Annotated in this window: 13 protein-coding genes; 9 read left to right on the forward strand and 4 right to left on the reverse strand. The window is 51.7% G+C overall.

Features of this window, described 5'->3' with window-relative positions; all coding sequences use genetic code 11:
• Window positions 1-3: 3 nt before the first annotated feature.
• From B157_RS0120785 to B157_RS0120795, 3 genes are all read left to right on the forward strand, one after another.
• Window positions 4-2,436, forward strand: coding sequence for an ABC transporter permease (locus B157_RS0120785; protein ID WP_020605236.1), 2,433 nt, complete (start codon window positions 4-6; stop codon window positions 2,434-2,436).
• Between the two features lie 71 nt (window positions 2,437-2,507).
• On the forward strand, window positions 2,508-4,919 hold the full coding sequence (locus tag B157_RS0120790; protein ID WP_020605237.1) for an ABC transporter permease: 2,412 nt from the start codon (window positions 2,508-2,510) through the stop codon (window positions 4,917-4,919).
• Window positions 4,920-4,997: 78 nt separating this feature from the next.
• Entirely contained in the window at window positions 4,998-7,355 is a 2,358-nt protein-coding gene (locus B157_RS0120795) for an ABC transporter permease (protein WP_020605238.1), read from the forward strand.
• A 19-nt stretch (window positions 7,356-7,374) separates the two neighbouring features.
• On the opposite strand, the gene B157_RS0120800 is transcribed toward B157_RS0120795, so the two are convergent.
• Window positions 7,375-7,863, reverse strand: a complete 489-nt coding sequence (locus B157_RS0120800; protein ID WP_245565174.1) for a hypothetical protein — start codon at window positions 7,861-7,863, stop codon at window positions 7,375-7,377.
• 152 nt (window positions 7,864-8,015) lie between these two features.
• Between B157_RS0120800 and B157_RS0120805 the strand changes: the two genes are divergently transcribed.
• From B157_RS0120805 to B157_RS0120830, 6 genes are all read left to right on the forward strand, one after another.
• Window positions 8,016-10,430, forward strand: coding sequence for a penicillin acylase family protein (locus B157_RS0120805; RefSeq protein WP_020605240.1), 2,415 nt, complete (start codon window positions 8,016-8,018; stop codon window positions 10,428-10,430).
• Window positions 10,431-10,583: 153 nt separating this feature from the next.
• On the forward strand, window positions 10,584-13,820 hold the full coding sequence (locus B157_RS0120810; protein ID WP_020605241.1) for a SusC/RagA family TonB-linked outer membrane protein: 3,237 nt from the start codon (window positions 10,584-10,586) through the stop codon (window positions 13,818-13,820).
• A 22-nt stretch (window positions 13,821-13,842) separates the two neighbouring features.
• Window positions 13,843-15,375, forward strand: a complete 1,533-nt coding sequence (locus B157_RS0120815; protein WP_020605242.1) for a SusD/RagB family nutrient-binding outer membrane lipoprotein — start codon at window positions 13,843-13,845, stop codon at window positions 15,373-15,375.
• A 171-nt stretch (window positions 15,376-15,546) separates the two neighbouring features.
• Entirely contained in the window at window positions 15,547-17,331 is a 1,785-nt protein-coding gene (gene argS / locus B157_RS0120820; protein WP_020605243.1) for an arginine--tRNA ligase, read from the forward strand.
• Window positions 17,332-17,353: 22 nt separating this feature from the next.
• Window positions 17,354-17,974, forward strand: a complete 621-nt coding sequence (locus B157_RS0120825; protein WP_020605244.1) for a glutathione peroxidase — start codon at window positions 17,354-17,356, stop codon at window positions 17,972-17,974.
• A 106-nt stretch (window positions 17,975-18,080) separates the two neighbouring features.
• Window positions 18,081-18,974 carry a 1,4-dihydroxy-2-naphthoate polyprenyltransferase gene (locus tag B157_RS0120830; protein ID WP_026308850.1) on the forward strand — a complete coding sequence of 298 codons (894 nt, stop codon included), beginning with the start codon at window positions 18,081-18,083 and terminating at the stop codon, window positions 18,972-18,974.
• 6 nt (window positions 18,975-18,980) lie between these two features.
• On the opposite strand, the gene B157_RS0120835 is transcribed toward B157_RS0120830, so the two are convergent.
• The 3 genes from B157_RS0120835 to ileS all read right to left on the reverse strand — a co-directional run bounded on the left by B157_RS0120835 (window position 18,981) and on the right by ileS (window position 25,534).
• Entirely contained in the window at window positions 18,981-21,314 is a 2,334-nt protein-coding gene (locus B157_RS0120835) for a metallophosphoesterase (RefSeq protein ID WP_020605246.1), read from the reverse strand.
• A gap of 88 nt (window positions 21,315-21,402) precedes the next feature.
• Window positions 21,403-21,804, reverse strand: a complete 402-nt coding sequence (locus B157_RS0120840; protein WP_245565176.1) for a hypothetical protein — start codon at window positions 21,802-21,804, stop codon at window positions 21,403-21,405.
• A gap of 262 nt (window positions 21,805-22,066) precedes the next feature.
• The gene (gene ileS, locus B157_RS0120845; protein ID WP_020605248.1) at window positions 22,067-25,534 is read right to left on the reverse strand and encodes an isoleucine--tRNA ligase; all 3,468 of its coding nucleotides are present in this window, start codon (window positions 25,532-25,534) and stop codon (window positions 22,067-22,069) included.
• Window positions 25,535-25,644: the final 110 nt, after the last annotated feature.

The raw sequence follows: 25,644 nt of genomic DNA on the forward strand, positions 1-25,644 counted from the left end.
ACCATGTTTCGCAACTACCTCAAAATCGCCTTCCGCACACTCTGGAAAAACCGGACGCATACACTCATCAACATTGTGGGCCTGTCCGTAGCCTTTGGCACCTGCGTACTGCTGTTTCTGACCGCCACGTTTGAGCTATCATTCGACCGTTTTCATGCCGATGGCAACCGCATCTTCCGGCTTAATTTTCTGGAATCCAACCGCGATGGGACCCCTAGCCGTAGTGCCACCATGGCTTACCCGATGGCAACGACCATTAAAGCCGAGTTTCTGGAAATAGAAGGGGTAACGCGATTCTTCAACAGCAATTCGAGCGTTCGTCGGAATGAACAGACCTACAGCAAGAGTGTGCGGATGGTGGATGCCGATTTTCTGCGCATGTTCACTTTTCCGCTGTTGAAAGGCAACCCGCAAACGGCCATGAACAGCCTGAGCGACATTGTCATCAGCCAGACTATGGCAAAGGATATGTTCGGGAAAGAGGACCCGGTGGGCAAACCCATTCAGTTACGCATGAACGGAAACTGGCAAACGTTTAATGTTTCCGGTGTCGTCACGGATTTTTCAGAAAACTCCACCCTTCAGTACGATGCCCTGATTCGTAGTGAAAACGCGGGCGATTACCAGGAATTCAAAAGTCGTTGGGACCATGGTAACCACGACGTATACGTTAAACTGAAAGCCGGTACCGATCCGCAGACGCTGCAACGGCGAACCCAGGCATTCGTGGATAAATACTTCGCGAAAGACAACGAAGAAAATAAGGCGCAGGGCTACCCGAAAAATGAACTTGGCTTTCAGCGGAGCCTCCTGCTGGAATCGCTGGCCGATATTCATTTCGATACGGAAACCATGAACGGTCACGCCATCAGCCGGACGTACGTGTACACACTGATGCTGGTGGGATTATTCATTCTGGCTATCGCCTGCATCAATTTTATTAACCTGACCATCGCTCAGTCACTCACCCGGGCGCGGGAGGTGGGCGTTCGTAAATCGCTGGGCGCGCAACGGGGGCAGCTGTTCGGCCAGATCTGGGGCGAAACCATCCTGCTTTGTCTGGTTGCGCTGCTGCTGGGTTTGGGGATGGCTTTCCTGGTTTTACCAACGTTCAATCAGCTATTCAGAAGTCATTTGCTGCTGGCCGATTTCCTGAAGCCAACCACGTTAATCGCTACAGGACTGGGCTTTTTGCTCATCACCCTGGTGGCAGGCGGGTACCCGTCCTGGTTTGTGACGCGCTTCAACGTCGTGGATGTGCTGAAGGGTAATGGCGCAGCCCTCCGGGGTAAATCGAGCCGACCGGGTTTGTTGCGCAATTCGCTGATTGTTACTCAGTTTGCCATTGCCTGCCTGCTCATTATTTCTACGCTGATTGTGCGGCAGCAGATCAGTTATCTCCAGCAGAAACCGATGGGGATGGATAAAGAGCAGGTGGTGAGCATTCCGGTTGGCAACGAACTGAACGGTAATGCCGCGCTGAAAACCATGCGCGACCGGTTAGCCAGCCAGCCGAACATTGTAGCCGTATCGGGAACGGGCGTTAATATTGGTGCGGGCCTGGATGGTAGTTCATCACGAACGATGTTTGGCTTCCTCTACGGCAAACACGACGTCACCTGCGACTGGCTTCGAGTGGATACGGATTACCTGAAAACCATGGGTATCAAATTACTTCAGGGGCGTGATTTCAGCACAACGTTCGGTACCGACAGCAGTTCGTCCGTACTCATTACCCAAAGTATGGCAAAAGCCCTTGGGGAGAAAAATCCGGTTGGTAAGTTCATCAAACCCGATGAAAAATCGTTTCAGATTATTGGTGTTGTCTCGGACTTTAACCTGTATTCGCTGCATCAGGAAGCCAAACCCATAACCCTACAGATGCAGTCGGCCAGCCCGGTTGATTACATACTGATTCGGGTAAATCCGCAGAACCTGACGGGTGCCATGGAAACCATCAAAGCGGCCTGGAAAACCGTAGCCCCGAAGCAGGAGTTTATCGGCTCTTTTCTGGACGAGAATACCGAACGCTGGTACAAAAAAGAGCAGCGGCTGGCCACTATTTTCTCCTCGGCGGCCGGGGTTGCCATCCTTCTGTCGTGCATGGGTTTGTTTGCCATTGCCCTGATTTCGATTCAGCAGCGGACCAAAGAGATTGGGGTGCGTAAAGTACTGGGCGCGTCGGTGGGTAATATCGTCACGCTGCTCTCCAGAGACTTCCTCAGACTGGTGCTGGTAGCTATCGTCATTGCCAGTCCCATTGCCTGGTATCTTATGAACCAGTGGTTGCAGGACTTTGCCTACAAAATTGACATCGAGTGGTGGGTGTTTGCGCTGGCGGGCCTGATTGCCGTGGGTATTGCCCTGCTGACAGTAAGTTTTCAAAGCATAAAAGCTGCGCTGATGGATCCGGTGAAATCATTACGGAGTGAGTAAACTTTCCGTAGGCGGACGACTACACGTCCCGGATTTAAATCGTCCGTTTACGGAATAAATACAATACAACGATGTTCAGAAACTACCTCAAAATTGCCTGGCGGAATCTGGTTCGCAACCGGGCCCTGAGTACCATCAACATTGTTGGGCTGAGCGCGGGCTTGACGGCGGTGATGTTCATTCTGCTGTTTGTACAGGACGAGGTGTCGTACGACCGCTTCCATGCGCAGGCCGGTCAGCTGTACCGGGTTGTGCTGGATACAACAACGCCCGATGGCAACGAAATCAAGACTGGTGCAACGGGACTGCCGCAGGGACCAACCTTTGTGGCTGAGTTGCCGGAAGTAGCCGGTTTTTGCCGGGTGCAAGGCTATGAGATGCTGGTTCGTAAAAAAGAAGAGGCCATCTACCAGCAGGTCATGTACGTAGACCCATCCTTCCTCAAGCTGTTTAGTTTCGATTTGCTGGCGGGTAATCCGAATACGCTGCTGAATGACCCGGGGAGTGTGGTTATTACCGACGATATGGCCCGTACCTACTTTGGTACGACAGACGTGCTGAACCAACTCCTGCTGGTTGATGCCGGCGGGGCCTTCGAAAATTATCGCATTACGGGTGTTGTAAAAACGCCCCCCATGAATTCAAGTATCCGCTTCGACCTGCTGCGCCCCTTTGTGACCTCGCTCCCGCCCGATCGTAAAGACTGGCACGAGACTGACTGGTCGGACGGTTTTCTGAATACCTTTTTGCTGTTACGTGTCGACGCCACTGATCCAATGGCAACGGAACGTAAAATGGCGTCCGTGCTGGAGAAATATAATGGCCCGCAACTGGCGCAGCTGCGGAGGGAAAACGGTCCGTTCAGTCTGGCGTATCACCTGCAGCCCTTTCTGTCCATGCACCTCGACAACCGGTACGGCCGGGAAAATGGCCTTTCTCAGGGGTCATCGTCGGTATATTCGTACCTGCTGAGCGGTATTGCCGGACTTATTCTGCTTTTGGCAGGCATTAACTTCGTCAACCTGACTCTGGCCCGGTCCCTGCGCCGAACCAAGGAAATCGGTATTCGCAAAGTAACCGGCAGTACCCGTCGGCAACTTATCGGGCAGTTTGTGGGCGAAACGTTTTTGCTGACTCTGCTGTCTTTTCTTCCGGCGCTGATACTGGTTTACGCCCTGCTGCCCCAGTTCTCGACGCTGGCCAACAAGGCACTCCAAATCGGTTTTCTGTTCACGCCACAAACGCTGGGTCTGTTTGGGGGGCTAATTCTACTGGTCACGCTGCTGGCAGGTTTTTATCCGGCACTGGTACTCTCCGGTTTTAATCCGACTCAGATTCTGTATGGCCGCGTACGCCTGACCGAGCGGAACCGGGTGGGTAAATCATTGCTGGTGCTACAGTTTGTGATTGCCATTGTGTTGCTCATTGGCACGGTGGTTCTGCGGGGGCAGTTTAGCTACATTCAGAAGGCCAGCGTGGGTTACGACCGGGCCAACCGGGTTCGGGTTTATGTGCCCTGGGGACGGGAGAAACAAGGCGAGCTGGTGAAGCAGGCGCTGCGGCAACAGTCCGGTATCGATGCCGTGGCCCGAAAATCAGGTGGACACAAAGCCGGTACGTATTACATTCAGAACAAAGCCGTTAAGTCGGGCAACGAGTGGATTGATGACCAGTACCTGAATTTTGTAAATATTCCAATTCTGGCAGGTCGGGGGCTCAGTGCGGCCAACCCCGCCGATAGTCTGTCCAATATTCTGGTTAATGAAACCTTCGTCCGGCAATTTCTGACGGCTGGCAAACCCGCTGTGGGGCAGGTAATTCAGCGGCAGGAACAGGACGATACCCGGAGTGATCTGACCGTAGTGGGCGTAGTACGCGACTATCAGTACCGCTCCCTGCGCGACAAACCAGAGCCGGTCCTGTTTCAGCTCGGTCGACCCGAACAGATGAATCAGTTGTACGCCAAACTGACGCCAGGTCAGTCGCAGGCAGGATTGCAGGCCCTTGAGAGTACGTTCAAACGCCTGATTCCGTACCAGCCCTTCTCTTACAGTTTTATGGAGGATGACCGCCTGAATGATTACGCCGACGAGGCCCGCTGGAAAGAACTCATCACCGATGCCACCCTGCTGGCTATCCTGATTGCCGGGCTGGGCCTGTTCGGGCTGGTTACGCTCACGGTTGAACAGCGGACCAAAGAAATCGGTATTCGGAAAGTACTGGGTGCCAGTGTCCTGGATATTAGCCAGACGCTGTCCATCAACTTCCTGAAACTGGTTTTGCTGGCGTTCCTGATTGCCGCACCCCTGGGCTGGTATGCCGCCCGCCAGTGGCTCGATACGTTTGTGTATCGCATGGAGCTGAACGGCTGGCTGTTTGGCCTGGTAGGCCTGACTGTGCTGGGCATCGCGTTACTGACGGTGAGCTTTCAGAGTATCAGGGCCGCCCTGATGAACCCCGTTAAGAGTTTACGCTCGGAGTGAGATTAAGCTTAACAATTATTAACAGCCTGTCTATAAGCAATGTCCGTACCTTGATAGTGTAATCTGGTACGGACATTTATGCTTAAAAACTACCTCAAAATCGCCTGGCGAACGGTACAGGCAAATCGACTGTACAGCGCAATCAACATCATCGGGATGTCAGTCAGTATGGCTTGTTGCCTGCTTATTACGCTCTATGTCTGGAACGAACTCAGCTTCGATCGGTTTCACGATAAGGCCGACTCTATATACCGGGTCACCACCCGATTTAAAATGGCCGGTTCTGATGATGGGCTGGCCACTTCGAGTCATGACGTTGGCCTCCGTCTTAAACAGACCTATCCCGAAATAGTCGAGACAGTTCGGTTCAGGTCGTTGCCGATTGCTACGGTCAAAAACGGTAGTGAACTGATAAACGAAGGCGACATCTATCAGGCTGACCGGAGTGTCTTCACGGTGTTTTCGTATCGGCTGCTTTCGGGTGGTACAACGGCATTGGATAAGCCAAGCAGCGTTGTACTTACGCAACGTCTGGCTAAGAAATACTTCGGTGAAAATGACCCCATCGGAAAAATGCTGCCAATCAATAAGCAGCCTTATCTCGTTACGGGCGTTTTGCAGGACCTGCCAGCCAATACAGATTTAAAATTCAGTGCGCTGCTGTCCTGGAAAGATGAACCTGTTTCCGCAGAGGATGTCTTCAATTTCACCTCTTACACGTATGTGCTGTTTCAGAATCAGGCAAAGGCCGCCAATTTTGACAGGAAACTGGCCCAATTTGATCAAAATCAAGTTGCGCCCCGCATTAAAGCATTAGGGTACGATATTCAAATCGAGCATCAGATTCAGGCCCTTACCAGTTTGCACTTTGTCGATGGACTCTACGATGATACCCCCAAAGGCAATCGAACTTATCTCATTATTTTTACTATTGTGGCGTTGTTCATCCTGCTCGTGGCGTGTATCAATTTCGTGAACATGTACGTGGCTCAATCAACCAAACGGCTCAAAGAGGTTGGCGTTCGCAAGGTGATTGGTGCCGGCAAAAGGCAGTTGATGGGGCAGTTTCTGGGCGAGGCCAGCCTGATTATCAGTATCAGTGCCGGTTTGTCGCTGGTAGTCATGCTGGCTATTCGACCTGTATTCGAGCAGCTTACGGCCATACCGCTAAAATTCCCCGGCTGGCCATTTTTGGGCGTTTGTATCAGCGTGGTCGCACTGATTGGTTTGTTAGTTGGTTTGTACCCTGCTCTGTTTTTATCAGCCAGTCCGCCTTCAATGATGCTAAAGGGACAATCGGGGCAGATAGGCAAACAATACGTCCGAAAAACGCTGGTGGTTCTTCAGTTTACCATTTCCATCGCATTGGTTATCAGTACGCTGGTCGTGAGTCAGCAAACTGACTATTTGTTAAACAAAAATCCGGGATTCAGCAAAGAGCAGGTATTGGTAGTGAGCGTACCGGCAGAAGAATCCGTTCGGCAGCAAATGCAGGTCTTTAAAACAGCATTAGCCAAAGACAGCCGCATCGATGCTGTATCGCTGGGGTTAAATCCCATTACGCTCGATGCCAAAGCTGGTATTCTTAAAGAAACACCGGGCGAGAAAACCGAGCTATTCGTCTTTCTCGCCCGTATCGACGAAAACTATCTTTCTCTTCTAAAGATAAACCTATTGGCAGGTCGGAATTTCAACCCGGCCATTCCGTCCGACAAGAATCGCAACGTTATCATCAACGAAAGTTTCGTAAAATGGATGGGTTGGCATGCCGGTGATGCGGTGGGTCGTATCATCAATCCACCTAAAGGCGATACACTCGTTCGGCAGGTGATTGGCGTGGTAGCTGATTATCATTTTGCATCACTACACAACCGGGTTGAACCGCTCATGTTGCACTATCTAACTGATAATCCCCCAAATGTACTGGTACGCATCAACCCGGCAGGTGTGGACAATGTACGGTCAATCTGGACGAGTTTAGTGCCGAATTATTCGTTTGAAGCTACTTTTTTAGACCTGTCATTCAACGAGCAGTATCGGCGTGAGGAGAAGGCTAAAACCGTATTAAGCGGGTTTTCCATTCTGATTATTTTCATCGCCTGTCTGGGTCTGTTCGGTTTGGCCGCCTTCACTGCTGAGCAGCGCACTAAAGAAATTGGGATTCGTAAGGTGTTAGGCGCGAGTGTGGGCAGCATTATAACGCTGCTCTCCAAAGATTTCCTTAAACTGGTACTGGTCGCGATTGTTATCGCCAGCCCGCTGGCCTGGTACGCTATGAATCGATGGTTGCAGGGCTTTGCTTACAAAACTGAAATTGGCTGGTGGGTCTTTGCGGTAGCTGGTTTGCTGGCGGTGGGTATTGCCCTGCTGACAGTAAGTTTTCAAAGCATAAAAGCGGCCCTGATGGACCCGGTGGAGTCGTTACGGTCCGAGTAAGGCCATGATCCGGGCAAGTTTAGTTTGCTGCCTGCACCGGCTTGCTGCCCGGTAGCCTGCCTTCAACGAGGCCGTCGTCAATCAGCTTGCTGACAATCCGGTTGGGTGGGACCTCGTTGCTGCCGCTTGTCTTGACGAGTGCCTTCCAGAAAGACTGGCCGTTGCTTAAGTTCTTCATCTCCAGCAGCAGCTCGTTGGTCGTAGTGATGTATTTACCACTCCCTGACGTGTAGTTTCGGTAAAAATCGATGGTTAAAAGCACTTCGCTCTGGCAGGTATGCCGCTGTTTTTCGATGGCCTCCGCCGGGCTCTCAAATGAAGTAGGGCTGTTCAGTACGGTGCAAACCTGGTAACCTGCCGGAAAAGCAGTCAAAAACTGGTTTAGATACGCGTTGTCGGTTTCCGGTAATCGGGATTCAATCAGTATGCGATGGAACTCCGGTGTTGCCTCCGTTTTTGTATTCGACTGTATGTTAACAGATAGGCAGCCAGTTAAAATTGAGGCCAAACAGATCGCTAAAAGTGGAGTCATTATTTTCATGATAGTGCGGTTTAATTGCCCCACTAAAGTAACGATATACTTCGTTTGAGTTGGTTAAACGCATGTTAAAATGTAGCTGTTTCGTTTTTGGGCTATCTTACGCACAAATTCGTCAACACATGCGCCAACTTTTTTTCCTTCTCCTTGCAACTGTACTGGTACCCTATTGCCAGGCTCAGTCATCCCAAACCTTAAAAACGCCCGGCCTGAAGCAACCCGTCGAAATTATCCGCGACAAATGGGGTGTCAATCATATCTACGCTAAAAACGAGCATGACCTGTTTTTTGCTCAGGGTTACTCGGCCGCTCAGGACCGGCTCTTTCAGTTAGAAATCTGGCGTCGGCAGGCTACGGGAACGGTAGCCGAACTGCTGGGTCCGCAGGAAATCAAACGCGACATTGGTGCCCGGCTATTTCGGTTCCGACCGGCTGCGGCCCGTGTCAGTCTGGAGCAGGAACTGACCCACTATCACCCGCACGGCCCGCAGATTGTTCGGGCCTTTGTTGACGGTATCAATGCTTACGTAATACAAATCCTGAAAACGCCTGAAAAGCTACCGTTCGAATTTCGCGTGCTCGACACGAAACCCGGCCTGTGGACGCCCGAAGTGGTCATTAGCCGCCATCAGGGACTTTTGGGCAACATTCGGGAAGAACTGAACTACGGCCGGTTAGTGAAATTGATTGGCCCCGATAAACTACGCGAACTGGAATGGTTTCACCCCACTGCCGACCCCGCAAAGCCCGACCTGACGCTACGCGTGAATGGCGACGAACTGTTTCAACCAATTCTGGAACTGTACGAAGCCTTTCGGCTACCCATAAAATTTGCGGGAGTGGCTACGAAAGCGGACGAAGACGAAGCCGTACTGTTCAGGACACCCGCTGAGAAACAGAAATGGGTTGACTCCTTCTTTGATACCGATAAACAATACACCGGCTCCAATAACTGGGTTATAGCGGGTGATAAATCGGCAAGTGGCTACCCCATGCTGGCCAACGACCCACACCGGTCCGTTTCTACCCCATCGCTCCGGTATTGGGTTCACCTGAATGCGCCGGGTTGGGATGTGGTGGGAGCGGGTGAGCCAACGCTACCGGGTATTTCGGTGGGGCACAATGAGTACGGGGCGTGGGGTCTGACAATTTTTGAGACCGACAATGAAGACCTCTACGTGTATGAAACCAACCCCGCCAACCCCAACCTCTATCGTTACAAAGGAAACTGGGTGCCCATGAAAATACTGACCGAAACGGTTCCGGTAAAAGGGGGGCAACCGGTAAAAGCCACCCTCAAATATACCCGCCACGGACCAGTGGTGTTCGAGGATTCAGTGCATCATAAAGCATACGCCATCCGGTCGGGGAGTCTGGAAGTGGGGGGGGCGCCCTATCTGGCCAGTTTACGCATGAACCAGGCCCGCAACTGGACAGAGTTTCGGCAGGCCTGTTATTTCAGCCGGGTACCGGGCGAAAACATGATATGGGCCGAGAGGCCTAAAGCGGGTAAACCGGCCGAAATAGGCTGGCAGGCGGTAGGGCTGGCCCCCATACGGCCAAATTTTACGGGCCTGGTTCCTGTGCCGGGCGATGGTCGGTTTGAATGGGGTGGCTACCTGCCTATCAGTAAGTTGCCCAACAAACATAACCCGCCGGAAGGCTACGTGGTAACGGCAAACAACAACCTTACACCAGTGGATTTTCCTAACAGGAATGCGGTTGGCTGGACCTGGTCTGGGCCGTCTCGGGCGCACCGGATCGAAGAAGTGCTGAATGACGGGAAACGAAAAACGATGACTGATTTTATGGCCCTGCAGGCCGACTATCTGGCTATGCCCGCCCGGACGCTGGTACCACTCATGCGGGACCTGGTTTCCTTCAATGAACGAACCGAACAGGCTACGGCTTACCTGCGCCGGTGGGATTACAAGCTGGACCCGAATGCCGTAGCGGCTGCCATTTATGTGGCTTGGGAAGGTCAGTTGAGAAAAGCCGTCTACGCCCAGAAAGTACCGGCCCCGGCCCAGCCCTATTTCCGCAACCTATCCACGAAGCGCGTGCTGGATGCCCTGTCCATCCCCACCCCCGCCCGCGACAGTTTGCTGCTGACCTGTATGGATAAAGCCGTAGCCGAACTAACTGCCCGACTTGGTGCCGATATGGACGACTGGTCCTACGGGCAGCGAAAGAATAAGCACATCACCATTTCGCATCCCCTCTCCGGTATGGTTGATAAAGCGATGCGGACAAAAATCAATTTCGGCCCGGTAGCTCGCGGTGGCTATGGCGAAACCGTCAATGCAACCTCCAGTAACCTCAACCAGACGCACGGCGCTACATTTCGGATACTGGTCGATACCGAAGACTGGGACAAGACCCTTGGCGTTAACAGCCCCGGTCAGTCGGGCAATCCCGAGAGCCCGTATTATGGGAATCTGTTCCCCATTTGGGCCGAGAATGGCTACTTCCCGGTCTTCTTCTCCAAACAGAAAATACAGTCTGTTGCCGATGGAACTACGGTATTAAACCCCTAACGCGACAGGAAGAAAGGGCGGCTTCTGCATATTCGAAAGAAAATATCTATTTGTTGTATGTATACAGATTAATATTCTCCTTTGAGTGATTAGCTTTGCATTAATTTTGTATTAATCTTTCAGTATTTCTTAACTTATTAGGTAAACCACCACATGAAAAAAAGTTTACTTGGTAGCTGGCTATTGGTCATGCTATTTGCTTTTCCCTTGCTGGCTCAAGATCGGGTCATCAGCGGAAAAATCACTTCATCAGAAGACGGTGCATCCCTGCCGGGCGTCAACGTAACCATCAAAGGCACCTCCCGCGGAACAACGAGTAATGCCGATGGCAACTATAGCCTCACGGTGCCATCAGACGTTACCACACTAGTCTTCTCATTCATCGGATTCAAGAGCCAGGAAATTGCCATCGGGAACAAAACCGTAATCAATGCCCTGATGGCAGCCGATGCCTCGCAATTGAACGAGATCATTGTAACGGCACAAGGTATTCGGAAAACCCCGCGTGAAATCGGTTATGCCGTTTCGACAATCAAGAACGAAGACGTAACGGTTGGCCGTTCCCCGCAGCTGGCGCAGGCTTTATCGGGTAAGGTGACGGGCCTGGCCGTTTACAACGTTAACAACAGCGTTGATCCGGCGGTGAAAATCGTCCTGCGTGGTTACCGTTCGCTAACGGGTAATAACGAAGCGCTGGTGGTACTCGATGGCATGCAGACGACCTCGACGGTATTGTCTACCATCAACCCGAACGACATCGAAAGTGTGTCGATTCTGAAAGGTGGTCAGGCTGCCACACTGTACGGCTCGGCAGGTATCAACGGTGCCCTGATTATTACAACCAAGAAAGGGGCAAAAGGCAAGTTGAAAGTTAACTATTCTAACAGTACTAACTTCGAGCAGATCAGCTTCCTGCCTCAGATTCAGGATAAATATGGTTCCGGTTCGCACTATGCCACGGCGTTTGGTACTGCCGGCTATAAAGCTGATTACTTGGAGCGCATGAAAGACAACTGGCGTGCCTATGAAAACCAGCAATATGGCGATGCCTTCGATGGCTCTATCCGGATTCAGGGGCGTACCGCGCAGGACAGCAGTCGATTGCTTATCCCTTATTCGCCTGTTCCCAACGCACGTCGGAAAGCGTTCAACACGGGCGTTTCGGTAAATAATCAGATCAGTTTCCAGGGGGGCGACGAAACCAGTTCGTTCTACATGTCGATTGAAAACCAGTCGGTTAATGGTATTGTGCCGGGCGACAAAAGCAACCGGACCGGTACGCGTCTGTCGGCTACGAAGGAGTATGGTAAACTAACGGCCAGCTTCAACGCGGCTTACGTACAGGCAATCTACAACCGTACGTCGTCTGATTTCTACAATAACGTACTCAATCAGCCTGCTAACCTGCCGTTGAGCGACCTGCGCGACTGGCGCAATAATTCGCTCGCTAACCCGAACGGATTTTACAACGATTATTACAGCAACCCCTATTTTGAGGCCGATAACAACCGGTTAAACTACAAGGACGCCAATATAAACGGCAACCTGAATCTGAACTTCAAAGCAACTACCTGGCTGACCTTTACCGAGCGGGTGGGCATTCTGAACAACTCCCGGACGGGTAAGAACACGACGGGTAAATTTACGTACTCGGACTGGGCAAAAAGCAAATCGTACATTCCGGCTCCGTTCTACCGGGATGGGGATGGTACGGGTATCTACCGGGCCATTGGCGATATTCAGGGCTCCGTCTTTGATTACTCCGGTACCGAAAACGTACTTAACAACGAGTTCCAGATTCAGTTGGCGAAAGAGTTTGGCCCCGTATCGAACCGACTGATTCTGGGTAACAGCCTGTACCAGCGCACAACCAACAACATTGGTGTTGGTTCCAGCTCCATTGTGGTGCCCGAGGTGTACAACGTATCGAACCGGCAGGGCAATCTGACGGGTGGTCAGATTCTAACGCAGGAGCGTCGGTTAGGCTATTATGCTGACTACACGGCCAATTACAAAAACTGGCTGATTTTGAACGGGTCGTTCCGCTTCGACCAGACGTCCAAGTTTTACAAGCCCGACCGTCCATCCAATTACTGGTCGTACCCCTACTACGGGGCAGCCGTGTCGTTCATCGCGACCGATGCGTTTCCGGCCATCCGCAGCAATGTTCTGAACTATGCTAAACTTCGGGCGAACTACAACAAAAACGCCAATGACAACATCCCGCTGTATGGTCTGGATCTAAACTACCCGAACGGCGGTAACTTCCCTTATGGCAACACCGTTGGTCTGACGGTTGGTAACGTCCTGCCGGATCCAAACTTAAGACCTGAGCAAGTTTACTCGGCCGAAGTGGGTGGTGAATTTCAATTGCTGAATAACCGGATTAATATCGACGTATCTGCCTATACGCAGAACTCAAAAGGTCAGGTAATTACGGTTCGGGTACCGAACTCGACCGGGTTCAGCAACCTGCTGATCAACGTGGGCGAAACCAAGAACTGGGGCTACGAAGCTGAACTGAAATATTTGATTGCCCGGGGCGGTAAGTTTACGTGGGATGCCAGTATTCGGTACTCTTACAACGACAACAAGGTACTAGACCTGTATCCCGGCATCAACGAATTCCAGATTGGCGGTTTTTCGTACGCTAATACGAACGTTATCAAAGATTCACGCTTCCCAATCCTGAAAACGGATGGCTATCAGTACGCACCGGATGGCTCAGGCCGCGTGTTGGTTAACGCCACCACGGGCTACCCCCTGCGCAATACCTCGCTGTTGCCACGGGGTGGTGTACTGCCCCGGCATATTGCCGGTCTGGGATCGAAGATGGAGTACGGTAATTTTGGCTTCACGTTCAATTTCGAATACCGGGGTGGCAACGTGATGTTTAGTGACCTGGGGCGTCAGATGACCTTTACCGGAACGGGTAAGTGGACCGAAAACCGGACACCACAAATCTTTCCGAACTCGGCTATCCTGAATACAGACGGTACCGTGTCGGCTAATACAACGCAAGTACGCGAAGCGGAGTATTCGTTATGGGTTGATAACTACCGGCTCATTTCGGAGAATTTTGTGGCACCCGCCTGGTTCATCAAACTGCGTGATATTAACCTGTCGTACCGGTTACCACAAAGCCTGATGAGCAAAACGAAGATTTTCTCGGCGGCCAGCGTTGCGGTATACGGTCGTAACCTGATTACGATTGTCGACAAGCTGAACTACTATACGGACCCCGAATTCAGTTATCAGGGTAATCCAGGACCAGGCAGTCAGTCGTCGTCGGTACCCACCACCAACTCGTCGATTGGTATTGGGATCAACACGACGGGACAAACGCCACCCGTGCGTCAGTATGGTGTAAACATCAACCTCACATTTTAGTGAACGGTAATATTAACTTACTATGAAAGTCAAAGCACTTATTATAGCCACTATGGTGGCACTGGTTGGTAATGGTTGTAAAACCAAAGATTTCCTGAATATAAATACCAACCCAAATCAGTTACCAACTGCATCGCCGAACTACCTGTTCACCAATGCGTTGAACGTTACGGCAACAAACATGCTCGCCACCAACGAATTAGGTACGTATTGGTCGGGTCAATGGTCGCAGGGCAACGGGTACATCATCAGTACACAGCAGTTTGCCTACCAGTTTACGAATGGTGATTTCAACTACTGGGACGGATATTACGACAACCTGCAGGATTATCAGTTCGTGATCAACAATGCGGATGCCAATGGTCAGATGTTTCTGAAAGGACCAGCCAAGGTGATGAAAGCTATGCTGTTTCAGCAACTGGTTGATTTGTACGGCAACGTTCCCTACACGGATGCACTGAAAGGAGCTGCTGTGCTGGCTCCAAAATTTGACGATCAGAAAGCCATCTACGAATCATTGATTACCCTGCTGGACGAAGCCATCGTTGATTTGAAAACAAATCCGTTTACAGGTAGCTTCGGCACCTCCGACATTGTTTTCGCGGGTAACGTAACGAAGTGGGCGCAGTTTGCCAACTCACTCAAGATGCGGATTCTGATTCGTCAGTCCAAAGTTTCTGGTCGGGATACGTACATCAAAACCGAAATCAATAAAATTGTAACGCAGGGGTCAGGCTTCATCACGGGCGAAGATGTTGGTGTCGGTGGTGCCTCTTTCTACCAGCCTGCGGCCGGTCAGTTGAATCCCATCTACGACCGTTGGGGTTATAGCGAAACGGGTGCGAAACGGGCGTTGAATAACTACCCCCGACCAACGCAGTTCCTGATCAACAGCCTCAAAGCATCGGGCGACACGCTCCGCATGAAGCGGATCGCGTATGCTACCGGTGGTGAGAACGCAAACAATCCTGGTGTCAGTACGAAAGCGGAAATTGCTGCCAACTATTCGGGGACGCCCTTTGGCGCCAGTTCGGGCTACCTGCCAGCAAACACCTCATCTGTAGGGCCAAGCCTGCTCGTGAAGGGCGATTTCAACCGGAAGTTCATCATCATGACTGCCGCCGAAGTTCAGTTCCTGCTGGCCGAAGCCAAACAACGCTATTCGGATGTGACCCTGCCAAATACGGCGCAGGTATACTTCGAGAATGGCATTACGCAGTCCTTCCGCGTACTGGGCGCTAACACGGCCGGAGCCACCGCCTACAAAGGGAGTGGTATTCAGAACTACGACTGGGTTGCGTCGACGGATAAACTGACGGCTATTGCCATCCAGAAATGGATTGCCCTGACCAACTTCAGCGGTCTGGAAGCCTGGGCTGAGTACCGGCGCACGAACCTACCGGTTATTCCACAAAGTATTCAGGTTCCGGAAGCCACCAAGCGTCCGTTGCGGCTTTTCTATCCAAACTCGGAAGCTGGTTCAAACGTAGCGAACGTAGCAGCGCAGGGTACCATCGATCCATTCAGCACGAAGCTGTTCTGGGATGTGGATTAATCAGTCCTGATTGTTTTTAGAAAGGGGAGGTTGCCAACCGGGCAATCTCCCCTTTTTTGTGTCATACGACTCGTAAACGTGTTCGGTGGTGCGGATAAAATCTGCTTAAGCCCCGTTATCCGTATATCTGAAAACGTACATCCACTATACATTTCGTATTTTTGCGGTCTAATGGATATTCAGGAAAAAGTAGAGACCGATATTTTACGGGCCATAGCCGAATGCTATCCGGGCCAGTCGGCCGTAGTGCAACTGTCGCCGACCAAGAAAGAGTTTGAAGGGCAATACACCTTCGTCACCTTCCCACTAACAAAAGTACTCCGACAGGCACCGGCCCAGATTGGGCAAACGATTGGTGCCTGGCTACTCGAAAACAGTGCCGTTGTCAGCGCATTCAATGTGGTGCAGGGCTTTCTGAACATCAGTATTGCCGATGCTGCCTGGGTGGCGGTGTTGAACGATATTGCCGGTAATCCTGATTTTGGCACGCTGCCCAAAAAAGGGGAAACCGTTATGGTGGAGTTTGCCTCGCCGAATACGAATAAACCGCTTCACCTGGGCCACCTGCGTAATATTTTTCTGGGGGATTCCGTGAGCCGGATTTTGAAAGTAAACGGCTACGATGTGGTGAAAACCTGCATTGTCAACGACCGGGGCGTTCATATCTGCAAATCCATGCTTGCCTACCAGCGTTTCGGCGACGGTGAAACACCAGGCTCATCGGGATTGAAAGGCGATCACCTGATTGGTAAATACTACGTCCTGTTCGACAAAGCGTATAAGGCGCAGGTAGAAGAAATGGTCGCGGCCGGAACGCCGAAAGAAGAAGCCGAAAAGCAGGCGCCCCTCATGCAGGAAGTTCAGCAGATGCTGCGCCAATGGGAACAGGGCGACTCCGAAACGGTGTCTCTCTGGCGCAAACTCAACAACTGGGTATACGCCGGATTCGATGCCACTTATAAAAGCATCGGTACCAGTTTCGATAAAACGTACTACGAATCAAATACCTACCTGTTGGGTAAGGAGGTAGTAGAAGAAGGCTTGCAGAAAGGCGTATTTTATAAAAAAGAAGACAATTCTGTCTGGATTGACCTGACCGCTGAAGGGCTGGACCATAAGTTAGTACTTCGTTCGGATGGCACCTCGGTTTATATAACGCAGGACCTCGGTACAACGGACTTGAAAGACCATGATTTCCATACCAACCGGCAGATATGGGTTGTCGGGAATGAGCAGGACTACCATTTCAACGTCCTGTTTGCCATTCTGCGCCGGTTGGGGCGGGAATACTCCCATGGATTGTATCATCTGTCGTATGGAATGGTCGATTTACCAACGGGAAAAATGAAATCCCGCGAGGGTACCGTGGTAGATGCTGATGATTTGATTGAGGAAACGACCAATGCAGCTTCTGCCGCGGCCGACGAAGCCGCCAAGGGAAAGCTCGACCAGTTTAGCGAAATGGAGAAATCGGCTTTGTTCCAAATGCTTGGTTTGGGTGCCTTGAAATATTACCTGCTGAAAGTAGACCCGCAGAAACGGATGCAGTTCAATCCGGAAGAATCGGTGGATTTGCACGGGAATACGGGGCCGTATATCCAGTACGTTCACGCCCGGATTCGGTCTATTTTGCGGAAGGCAGCCGAGATGGATATTGTGCTGAGTGATACGGTCGAAGCCGGACAACTGGATGAGGTGGAGCAGCAGTTGTTGTTTTTGCTGAGTCAGTATCCGCAGCGGCTGGCCGAAGCAGGTGCAGACTATGCGCCCTCGTACATTGCGCAGTACGCCTACGAACTGGCCAAAACGTTTAACCAGTTTTACGATAAGTTATCTATACTCAAGGAAGCCAATCCGTTAACACTACAAACCCGCCTTACGATGGCCAGAGTTGTTGGTGAAACTATTCAGCGATCAATGGGTTTATTGGGCATAGAAGTACCGGAGAAGATGTAACCCCCAAACCGTTAAATTAAGGATGAAAAAGAATCTTGTTTTTACGCTAATCGGTGTCGCGCTGGTCGTGACCCTCACCAGTTTTATGTCACTATCAACACTTGTTAAAGGCCTCTTCGCGGATAAAAGCGAAATGGTCAGTGCGCCGAAAAATGCGGCTGCCCCCACCAAAAGTTTGTACGATTTTACGGTTAAATCACTGGAAGGTAAGCCCGTAGCACTGAACGCCTACAAGGGCAAGAAAGTGGTTATCCTGAACGTAGCATCTAAGTGCGGCTTCACGCCACAGTACGCCGACTGGGAAAAGTTTTACAAAGAACACGGCGACAAAGTTGTGGTACTGGGTTTCCCTGCCAATAACTTTGGTAGTCAGGAACCGGGCACGAGCGAAGAAATCGGCGCCTTCTGTCAAAAAAATTACGGCGTTACATTCCCGATGTTCGAGAAAGTAGACGTTTTGGGTGCCAATCAGGCTCCGCTCTACAAGTGGCTGACAACAAAGTCGCTGAACGGCTGGAACGACAAAGTACCAACCTGGAACTTCTGTAAGTACGTCGTCAACGAAAAAGGCGAACTGACGAACTTCTTCGCATCCAGCGTAAAGCCCGACAGCCCCGAATTCAAAAAGGCAGTTGGTATGTAATTAGGAATGAGTAAATGAGCGAATGAGTGAATGAGTGGTGCGCTGAATAGCTTGCGCAAAATTCATTCGCCCATTCGCTCATTCATTCACTCACTCATTGAAAATGATGAAGTCCTGGATTGCGGCTGCCCGGCCGCGCACGTTGCCGCTCTCGCTGGCTAGTATCATTCTCGGAAGCTTTCTGGCATCGGCTGCGCACAAGTTTAGCTGGCCCATTGCGCTGCTGGCCGCTCTGACGACCATTTTCCTGCAAATTCTCTCCAACTTCGCCAATGACTATGGCGACGCCGTTTCGGGTAAAGATACCGAACTGCGCGTTGGGCCCCGCCGGGCAGTAGCCACGGGCGATATCACTAAAGAAGCCATGATGCGCGGTATTGTGCTGACGTCGGTGCTGTCGCTGGTCTGCGGAATCAGCCTGCTCGTGCTGGCCTTTCGGGAGGCCGGTGCGTCTGTTTTCTGGTTCTTTCTGGTGTTGGGTATATTGAGTATAGCGGCTGCAATTGGCTATACCAACGGCAAACGCCCCTACGGTTACGCGGGTTTCGGCGACATTGCCGTACTACTGTTTTTCGGCTGGGTGGGCGTTCTGGGAACGTATTTTCTACACACGCTTTCGTTCAATATATTGTTGCTTCTGCCCGCTACGAGCGTTGGTTTGTTCGCTACGGGCGTGCTGAACGTCAACAACATTCGGGATATTGAAACCGACACCATGACCGGAAAAAGGTCTATTCCGGCACGTCTGGGCTTGCTGCTGGCCATTCGCTACCACTGGGGGCTGCTCATTGCCGGGATGGCCTGCGCAGTGGCGTATTCATTCCTGACGGGGGCCAACTGGTTTAGTTACGTGTATATACTGGCGTTCCCGCTTTTTATTCTGAACGGGCGGGCCATTGCCACCCACAAACGCCCGGCAGAACTCAACGCCCGGCTGGGCCAACTGGCCCTAACGACGCTGCTATTCGTCCTCCTGTTTGGGATCGGACAGATTCTCTGAAGGGCTTCACTGCCGTACTACCTTCCGCGTGAGCGTAGTTGAACCTGCCTGAATTTTGAGCATATAGGTTCCCGTAACCGGTGGCAGGGCTATGGTTTCGGAAAGCGACTGCACTACGCCAAACGGCTTTTGCACGACCGTTCGGCCCTGCTGGTCAATCAGCGTTAGGCTAACTTCCTGTTTCTTGTTGACGACTAAATCGACCTGTACCACGTCGTGAGCCGGGTTCGGATAAATGCGAAGCTGGCCGTCGGCAAATATTTCTTCAGCCGTTGGGAGCAGTACCGTTATAGAAGCCTGACCCGAGTAGGTCCCTTTCCCACAACTATTCTCCACGCTGGTAATGGAATAACTGACGGATTTTGTCGGCTGAACCGTTAGAATGGTTGGTGATACACTACTAGAAAACGTAGTGCCATCGGATAGCGCGCCCGTCCAGGGGCCATCGCCTGTAAAGGCAAGGGTTAGCGAAATGGACTGTCCCTGCAACACGGTCGTCGAGCCGGACAGCGTAGCGGTTGGTAACGGCTTTACCGAAAAAACATCACTTGCCGTAAGTTGCGCGTACGAAATGCCGCGTGGTCTGACGCGCAACCGGTAGCCTGCACCGGGCAGCACACTAGCCGGAATGGTTGCTTTTAGGTTAGTTAACGAACCCGACCCAACAACCTGTTCGGTGGTGAAATTACCCGACGCGTCGGAGAGTAACACATCGTACTGCCAGCCAGCCGCTTTGGTCGTATTTTCGGGCGTAGCCGTTACGGCTACGATGCCACCCGCACAAACGGCGGTAGCGGCAGCGAGTTTGGTCGTTAGTTTGGGCGGTTGCTGGACGGTTAGCGTGAACTGATCGGTGAGGCATTGCTGCTTATCCGTAACCTGAACCGGATAGGTCCCCGCTTTGTCGGCTACGTACCGGATATTGCGGCTGGTTTGCCCACCCGGCCACTGGTATTCTCCCGGCCAGGAAGCCCCTAACTGAAGCGTATCGGCATATTCAGCGGTGAGGGTAGTGGTTCGGTTCACATTTTTCATAAGGGTGAACTTCTCCTGCACCGTACCGTCCGATTGCAGGAACTGGGCATCCAGGCGATTATCGGTCACGTCCAGCAGCATGGAGCCACCGGTCGTAACATTGTTGTACACGGTAGCAGGGTGCGGAAAACCGGGTGATTGTCCACCTAATTGCCCGCCCGACCCATTGACTACGTAAACAGTACCCTGCCTGGTAAGGATTGGGCAGGAGTTGGGCGAGCCGTCGTAGCGGCCGGTTGTGTTGGCCGTTACGTTTACGTCCCTGTTGAAGGTAGCGGCCAATCCGCGCAGGTCTTTGATGCGATACGTACGTTCGTACGCGTGGCTATGACCGTTCATGACCAAATCGACTCCATAGCGTTCAAAAATGGGCGTCAGGTTTTCCCGGAGGAGCCGCATGGATTCCTCCGTATCGGAGTCGTGGCTGCCCTTGCTGTAGGGTGGATGGTGAAAAATAACGATTGTCCAGGGAATGGGGTTGGCTGATGTACGATTCGCTTCGAGGTCGCGTTTGAGCCACTGCACCTGCGTACTGGTGGTGTCGTATAGCCGAAGCCCATCCTGCCGCCCCTGCGAATCGAGGGAGATTAGGTGAACAGTACCGTAGTTGGCCGAATAAAAGGACTTGGAGCCGGAAGGAACGCCCCCGGCTTCACCATTCTGGGGAAACGAAAACAGGTTGTAGTAGGGAATATTGAAATTCGTCTCGCTTCCAGCATAATCGTGATTGCCGGGGGAGGGAAACAACGGGGTATTCCGAAAGGTAGGCCCGTACACCGAGAAAACGTTTCGCTGGTATTCATCTTCCAGCCCGTAGGAGTAGGCATTATCGCCCAGCCAGAGCCAAAGGTCGGCCGGGTGGCTTGCGGTAGCATTCTGGTAGGCCTGGTAAACGGCTCGCTGGTTGTCGGTACCGCTACCAAAATCGCCCAGTACCCATAAGCGCACCGGGCTTTTGTCGCCGGTCGGTGCTGCTGTTTTAACGTAATAACCCGGACCGGCAGCTAGTTGCGTATCATCGTAACCGGCCGCGTATGCATAGCGCGTATTGGGTTGCAGGCCGGTGAGCGTTACTACATGTTCCTGAGTGGGCTGCGATTCGCGTACGCTGGCTGTCAACTGATTGGCTGACGGTCCATACCATACGCGCCCCGTAGTTGGCTGGTCGGTACGCCACCGGACAATAACCGATGTGGGCGTAACGACCTGCAAGTACGGCCCTCGCGTTATAGTCGGGGATTGGGCAAAAGTAGTTTCGCTAAAAAAAAGTAGAAATGATATAGCCAGGTAGATACAGGTTCGCATACGATGAAGAATGAAGTCACCGTAAATTTACACTGCCTGACCGATATTTACTGCCGACAATTTAATCTATCCGGGGGTCATCTGTTCCCTAAAACCCTTTGTACAAGGCCTGATGCATTTTCAGTAAGCACTTAACTGGCCAGTCGCTCTGATTATACAGTTCCAGTTGAGCAATTTTCGTAAGCAGTTGTCGTTCAGTTCGTCGGCGTTCGTCGGACGGAAGCGTTCTCATAGTTTTTGGTAAATCTTTGAGTGCCTGTTCCAGCTGGTTACAGGCCGTAACGGGGAGGGAAAAGTGAGTGGCTAACCGTTCCACATCGGATAATTTCCAGACACCAGGTTTTGAACGCCGGTTTCGGATAGCATTGCCACTTAAACCTACGGCATTGCCCAGCTGCTCATCATTGAGCGAACACTCGCGTAGCCGCCACATAACGGCCTGATAATTATTGACAAACGTGTGTAATGTTGTACGTAAATGTTCTACCAATGTTGTAAAAATTTAGTGGGCGTAACGAATCAACGCGGACATACTTATGAAATGGGTCAGGATAATTGTTTATAGTTTGACCGCTTCATTGGCCCGAAAACAGCAATGAAACGACTATTCACTAATGGTTATGATGTGTACAAAATCCGTGCCGATATAATTTATTGGTAACAAATAGTTTTTATATGTTTACAAAATTAGAAATATATAAATAAAAAAGCCACTTTCTTTTGAAGTGGCTTTTCCTGAAAAATAAAATTTACTACGCCCGCTGTACCGTAACGCGTAGCTGGAACTCATCCATTTCGATTTCTGCTACCGCATTCGCGTCTGTGGTGCCATTCAGGTTATTAACCAAATCGAGCGATACTGCCTGTACTTCCTGGCAGATGTACACCTTATTGGCTTCGATGGCATTGGCCAGGGTTTCGTCGTTCCGTTCCAGTTGAATCCTGATTTTGTCGGTTACCTGGAAGTCACTGTCTTTACGCAGGTTCTGAATGCGGTTCACAAAATCACGGGCAATTCCTTCTCCGCGTAGCTCATCCGTCAGGTTCACATCCAGCGCAACGGTTAATCCACCATCACTAGCCACAAGCCAGCCCGGAATATCTTCCGTCACGATTTCGACATCGGCCAGTGATAAGGTACCCACGGGCGATTGCCAGCTACCCACCGTCTCCAGTTCTTTCAGCTGATTATCCGTCATAGCGGTAATGATGGTTGCCACCTCCTTCATCTGTTTACCAAACTTAGGACCAAGGGCTTTGAAGTTAGGCTTCACTCGCTTTTTCAGAATACCACTGGCATCATCGACAAACTCAATGGCTTTCACGTTCACCTCCGACATAACGATGAGCGATACGTGCTCAATTTGCCGACGGGTATCAGCATTCAATACCGGAATCAACACCCGGCTCAGCGGTTGTCTGACCTTTAATTTGTGTCCTTTCCGTAACGAATGCACCAGCGACGATACCTGCTGGGCCAACTCCATCGAACGCTCCAGTTCTGTATCAATCAAAGCCTGTTCTGCCATCGGGAAATCCGTCAGGTGTACCGACGTTGCCTCCGGGTTCAGGTTGCGGTAGAGCCAGTCCGCATAAAACGGCGCGATAGGCGACATTAACTGCGTTACCGTTGAGAGGCACTCGTGCAGCGTTTCGTAAGCCGCCCGTTTGTCGGGGGTCATTTCACCGTCGGACGCGACCCCGGACCAGAAGCGCCGGCGCGACAGGCGAACGTACCAGTTCGATAACTGGTCGTTGACAAATTCCTGAACGGCCCGGCCTGCTTTGGTTGGGTTATACGTTTCAAACTGCTCTTCTACTTCCAGTATCAGCGATTGTAGTTTGGATATAATCCAGCGGTCAAGCTCCGGGCGTTCGGCTACGGGCACGGTGCGCCCGGAAAAGGAGAAGGCATCCAGGTTGGCGTAAAGCGCAAAGAAATTATAGGTATTCGACAACGTGCCAAACAGTTTCCGTTGCACTTCGCCAATGCCTTCGCTGTTGAATTTGAGGTTGTCCCACGGTTCGGCGTTGGTAATCATATACCAGCGCGTGGCGTCGGGACCGTACTTCGCCAGTGTTTCGAACGGATCGACAGCATTACCCAGCCGCTTCGACATTTTGTTCCCGTTTTTGTCTAGCACCAGGCCGGTTGATACGACATTTTTGAAGGCAACCGAATCGAAGAGCATCCCCGCAATGGCGTGGAGGGTAAAGAACCAGCCCCGCGTCTGGTCCACCCCTTCCGAGATGAAATCGGCCGGAAACGCTTTGGCGAACACGTCCTTATTCTCGAACGGATAATGCCATTGCGCATAGGGCATTGCCCCCGAATCGAACCAGACGTCGATCAGGTCAGGTTCGCGCTGCATAAGTTGACCACTTTCCGACACAAAATAAATTTCGTCTGAATAAGGACGGTGGAGGTCGTAGCTCCCGTTGGTATGCGCGTTTAAAAACGCGGTGTTCTTATCAATGTAAGGCTGGTATTTAGTTTTGCCTTCCCGAACCCATTCGCTCATTTGCTCATTCGCTAACTCACTCATTGAGATGAGTTCCGCAACTGAACCGATGCATACCTCTTCCTGGCGACCGCCAACGGCAGATTCGCTCCGCCAGATGGGTAACGGTGTACCCCAGAAGCGGCTGCGGCTCAGGTTCCAGTCCACGAGGTTTTCGAGCCAGTTGCCAAAGCGGCCCGTTCCGGTGCTTTCGGGTTGCCAGTTGATGGTTTTGTTGAGTTCGACCAGTCGGTCTTTTTTGGCCGTTGTCCGGATAAACCAGCTATCGAGCGGATAATACAAAATGGGTTTGTCTGTGCGCCAGCAGTGCGGGTAGGGGTGTTCGTACTTCTCTACCCGAAAGGCTTTGTTTTCCTCTTTCAGTTGGATGGCAATCAGCACATCCGTCGGCTTGAAATCGGGGTCGGCCCGTTCTTCGTCGGAGTAATACTCTTCTTTTACGTAGCGACCCGCATAATCCGTGATTTCCGCTACGAACTGACCGTGTTTATCCACAATGGGGACATCTTTTCCCGTTTCGTCCTTCACCATAATGGGTGGGATGCCAGCCGCCTGCGCCACCCGAAAGTCGTCGGCCCCGAAGGTGGGAGAGGTATGCACGATACCGGTACCGTCTTCGGTCGTGACGAAATCGCCCAGGATAACGCGAAAAGCGGGTATTTCCGGCGTAACGTACGGCATCAATTGCTCGTACTCGATGCCTTCGAGAAACTTTCCTTTAAAGTCAGAAACAATGGCCCAGGGTATCACCGGTCCGGCGGTTGGTAAATACGTCCCAAAAGCCGGATCATTGGGCGAATCGACCTGCCCTTTCTCGTTCAGCCAGCGACTCACCAGGTTTTTGGCCAGCACCACGTGTACTGGAAGGTGGGTATACGGGTTAAACGTCTTCACCATCACGTAGTCGATGTTGGCGCCCACCGTCAGCGCTGAGTTGGCGGGCAACGTCCAGGGCGTAGTGGTCCAGGCCAGGATGAATATATCGGCATCCATCGAATCGAAAAAGAGGAAGCCCGATTTACCGGTGGGTTTCACCTTAAACTGAGCCACAACGGTGGTATCGCGTACGTCTTTGTACGTACCCGGCATGTTCAACTCGTGGGAGCTCAGGCCCGTTCCGGCCTTCGGCGAATACGGCTGAATGGTGTACCCTTTATACAACATTCGCTGCCCATCAACCTTTGTGTCATATAGTTGCTTGAGCAGCCACCAGACGGATTCTATGTACTCGTTTTTGTACGTGACGTACGGGTTGTCTAGGTCTACCCAGTAGCCCATTTTCTGGGTAAGGCCGTTCCACTGGTCCGTAAACCGCATGACCGTTTCGCGGCATTTCTGGTTGTATGCCTCAACGCTGATGGTTTTGCCAATATCGTCTTTGGTGATGCCCAGTTCTTTTTCGACCTGCAATTCGATGGGCAGGCCGTGCGTATCCCAGCCTCCTTTGCGCTCTACCTGAAAGCCCTGCAGGGTTTTGTAGCGGCAAAAAATATCTTTTATCGTCCGGGCCATCACATGGTGAATGCCGGGTGCTCCATTGGCCGACGGCGGGCCTTCGTAAAATGTGTAGCCGGGTTGCCCATCGCGAATAGCGACGGACTGCTCAAACACCTGATTTTTATTCCAGTAAGTCAGCACCTCGGCGGCTAGCTGTGCGTAATCGAGGGATTCGTATTGTTGGTACTTCACGACGGTCATAAGCGAAAAAACGCGCGCCCTGCATACGGATTGTCAACGGGCGTGCGGGTAAAATTAGCGGCAAAGATACGGAAACGACGGGAGCCGGAAAACCTGTCGGCTGTATACGG

This window comes from Spirosoma spitsbergense DSM 19989 (assembly GCF_000374085.1).
Lineage (GTDB): Bacteria > Bacteroidota > Bacteroidia > Cytophagales > Spirosomataceae > Spirosoma > Spirosoma spitsbergense.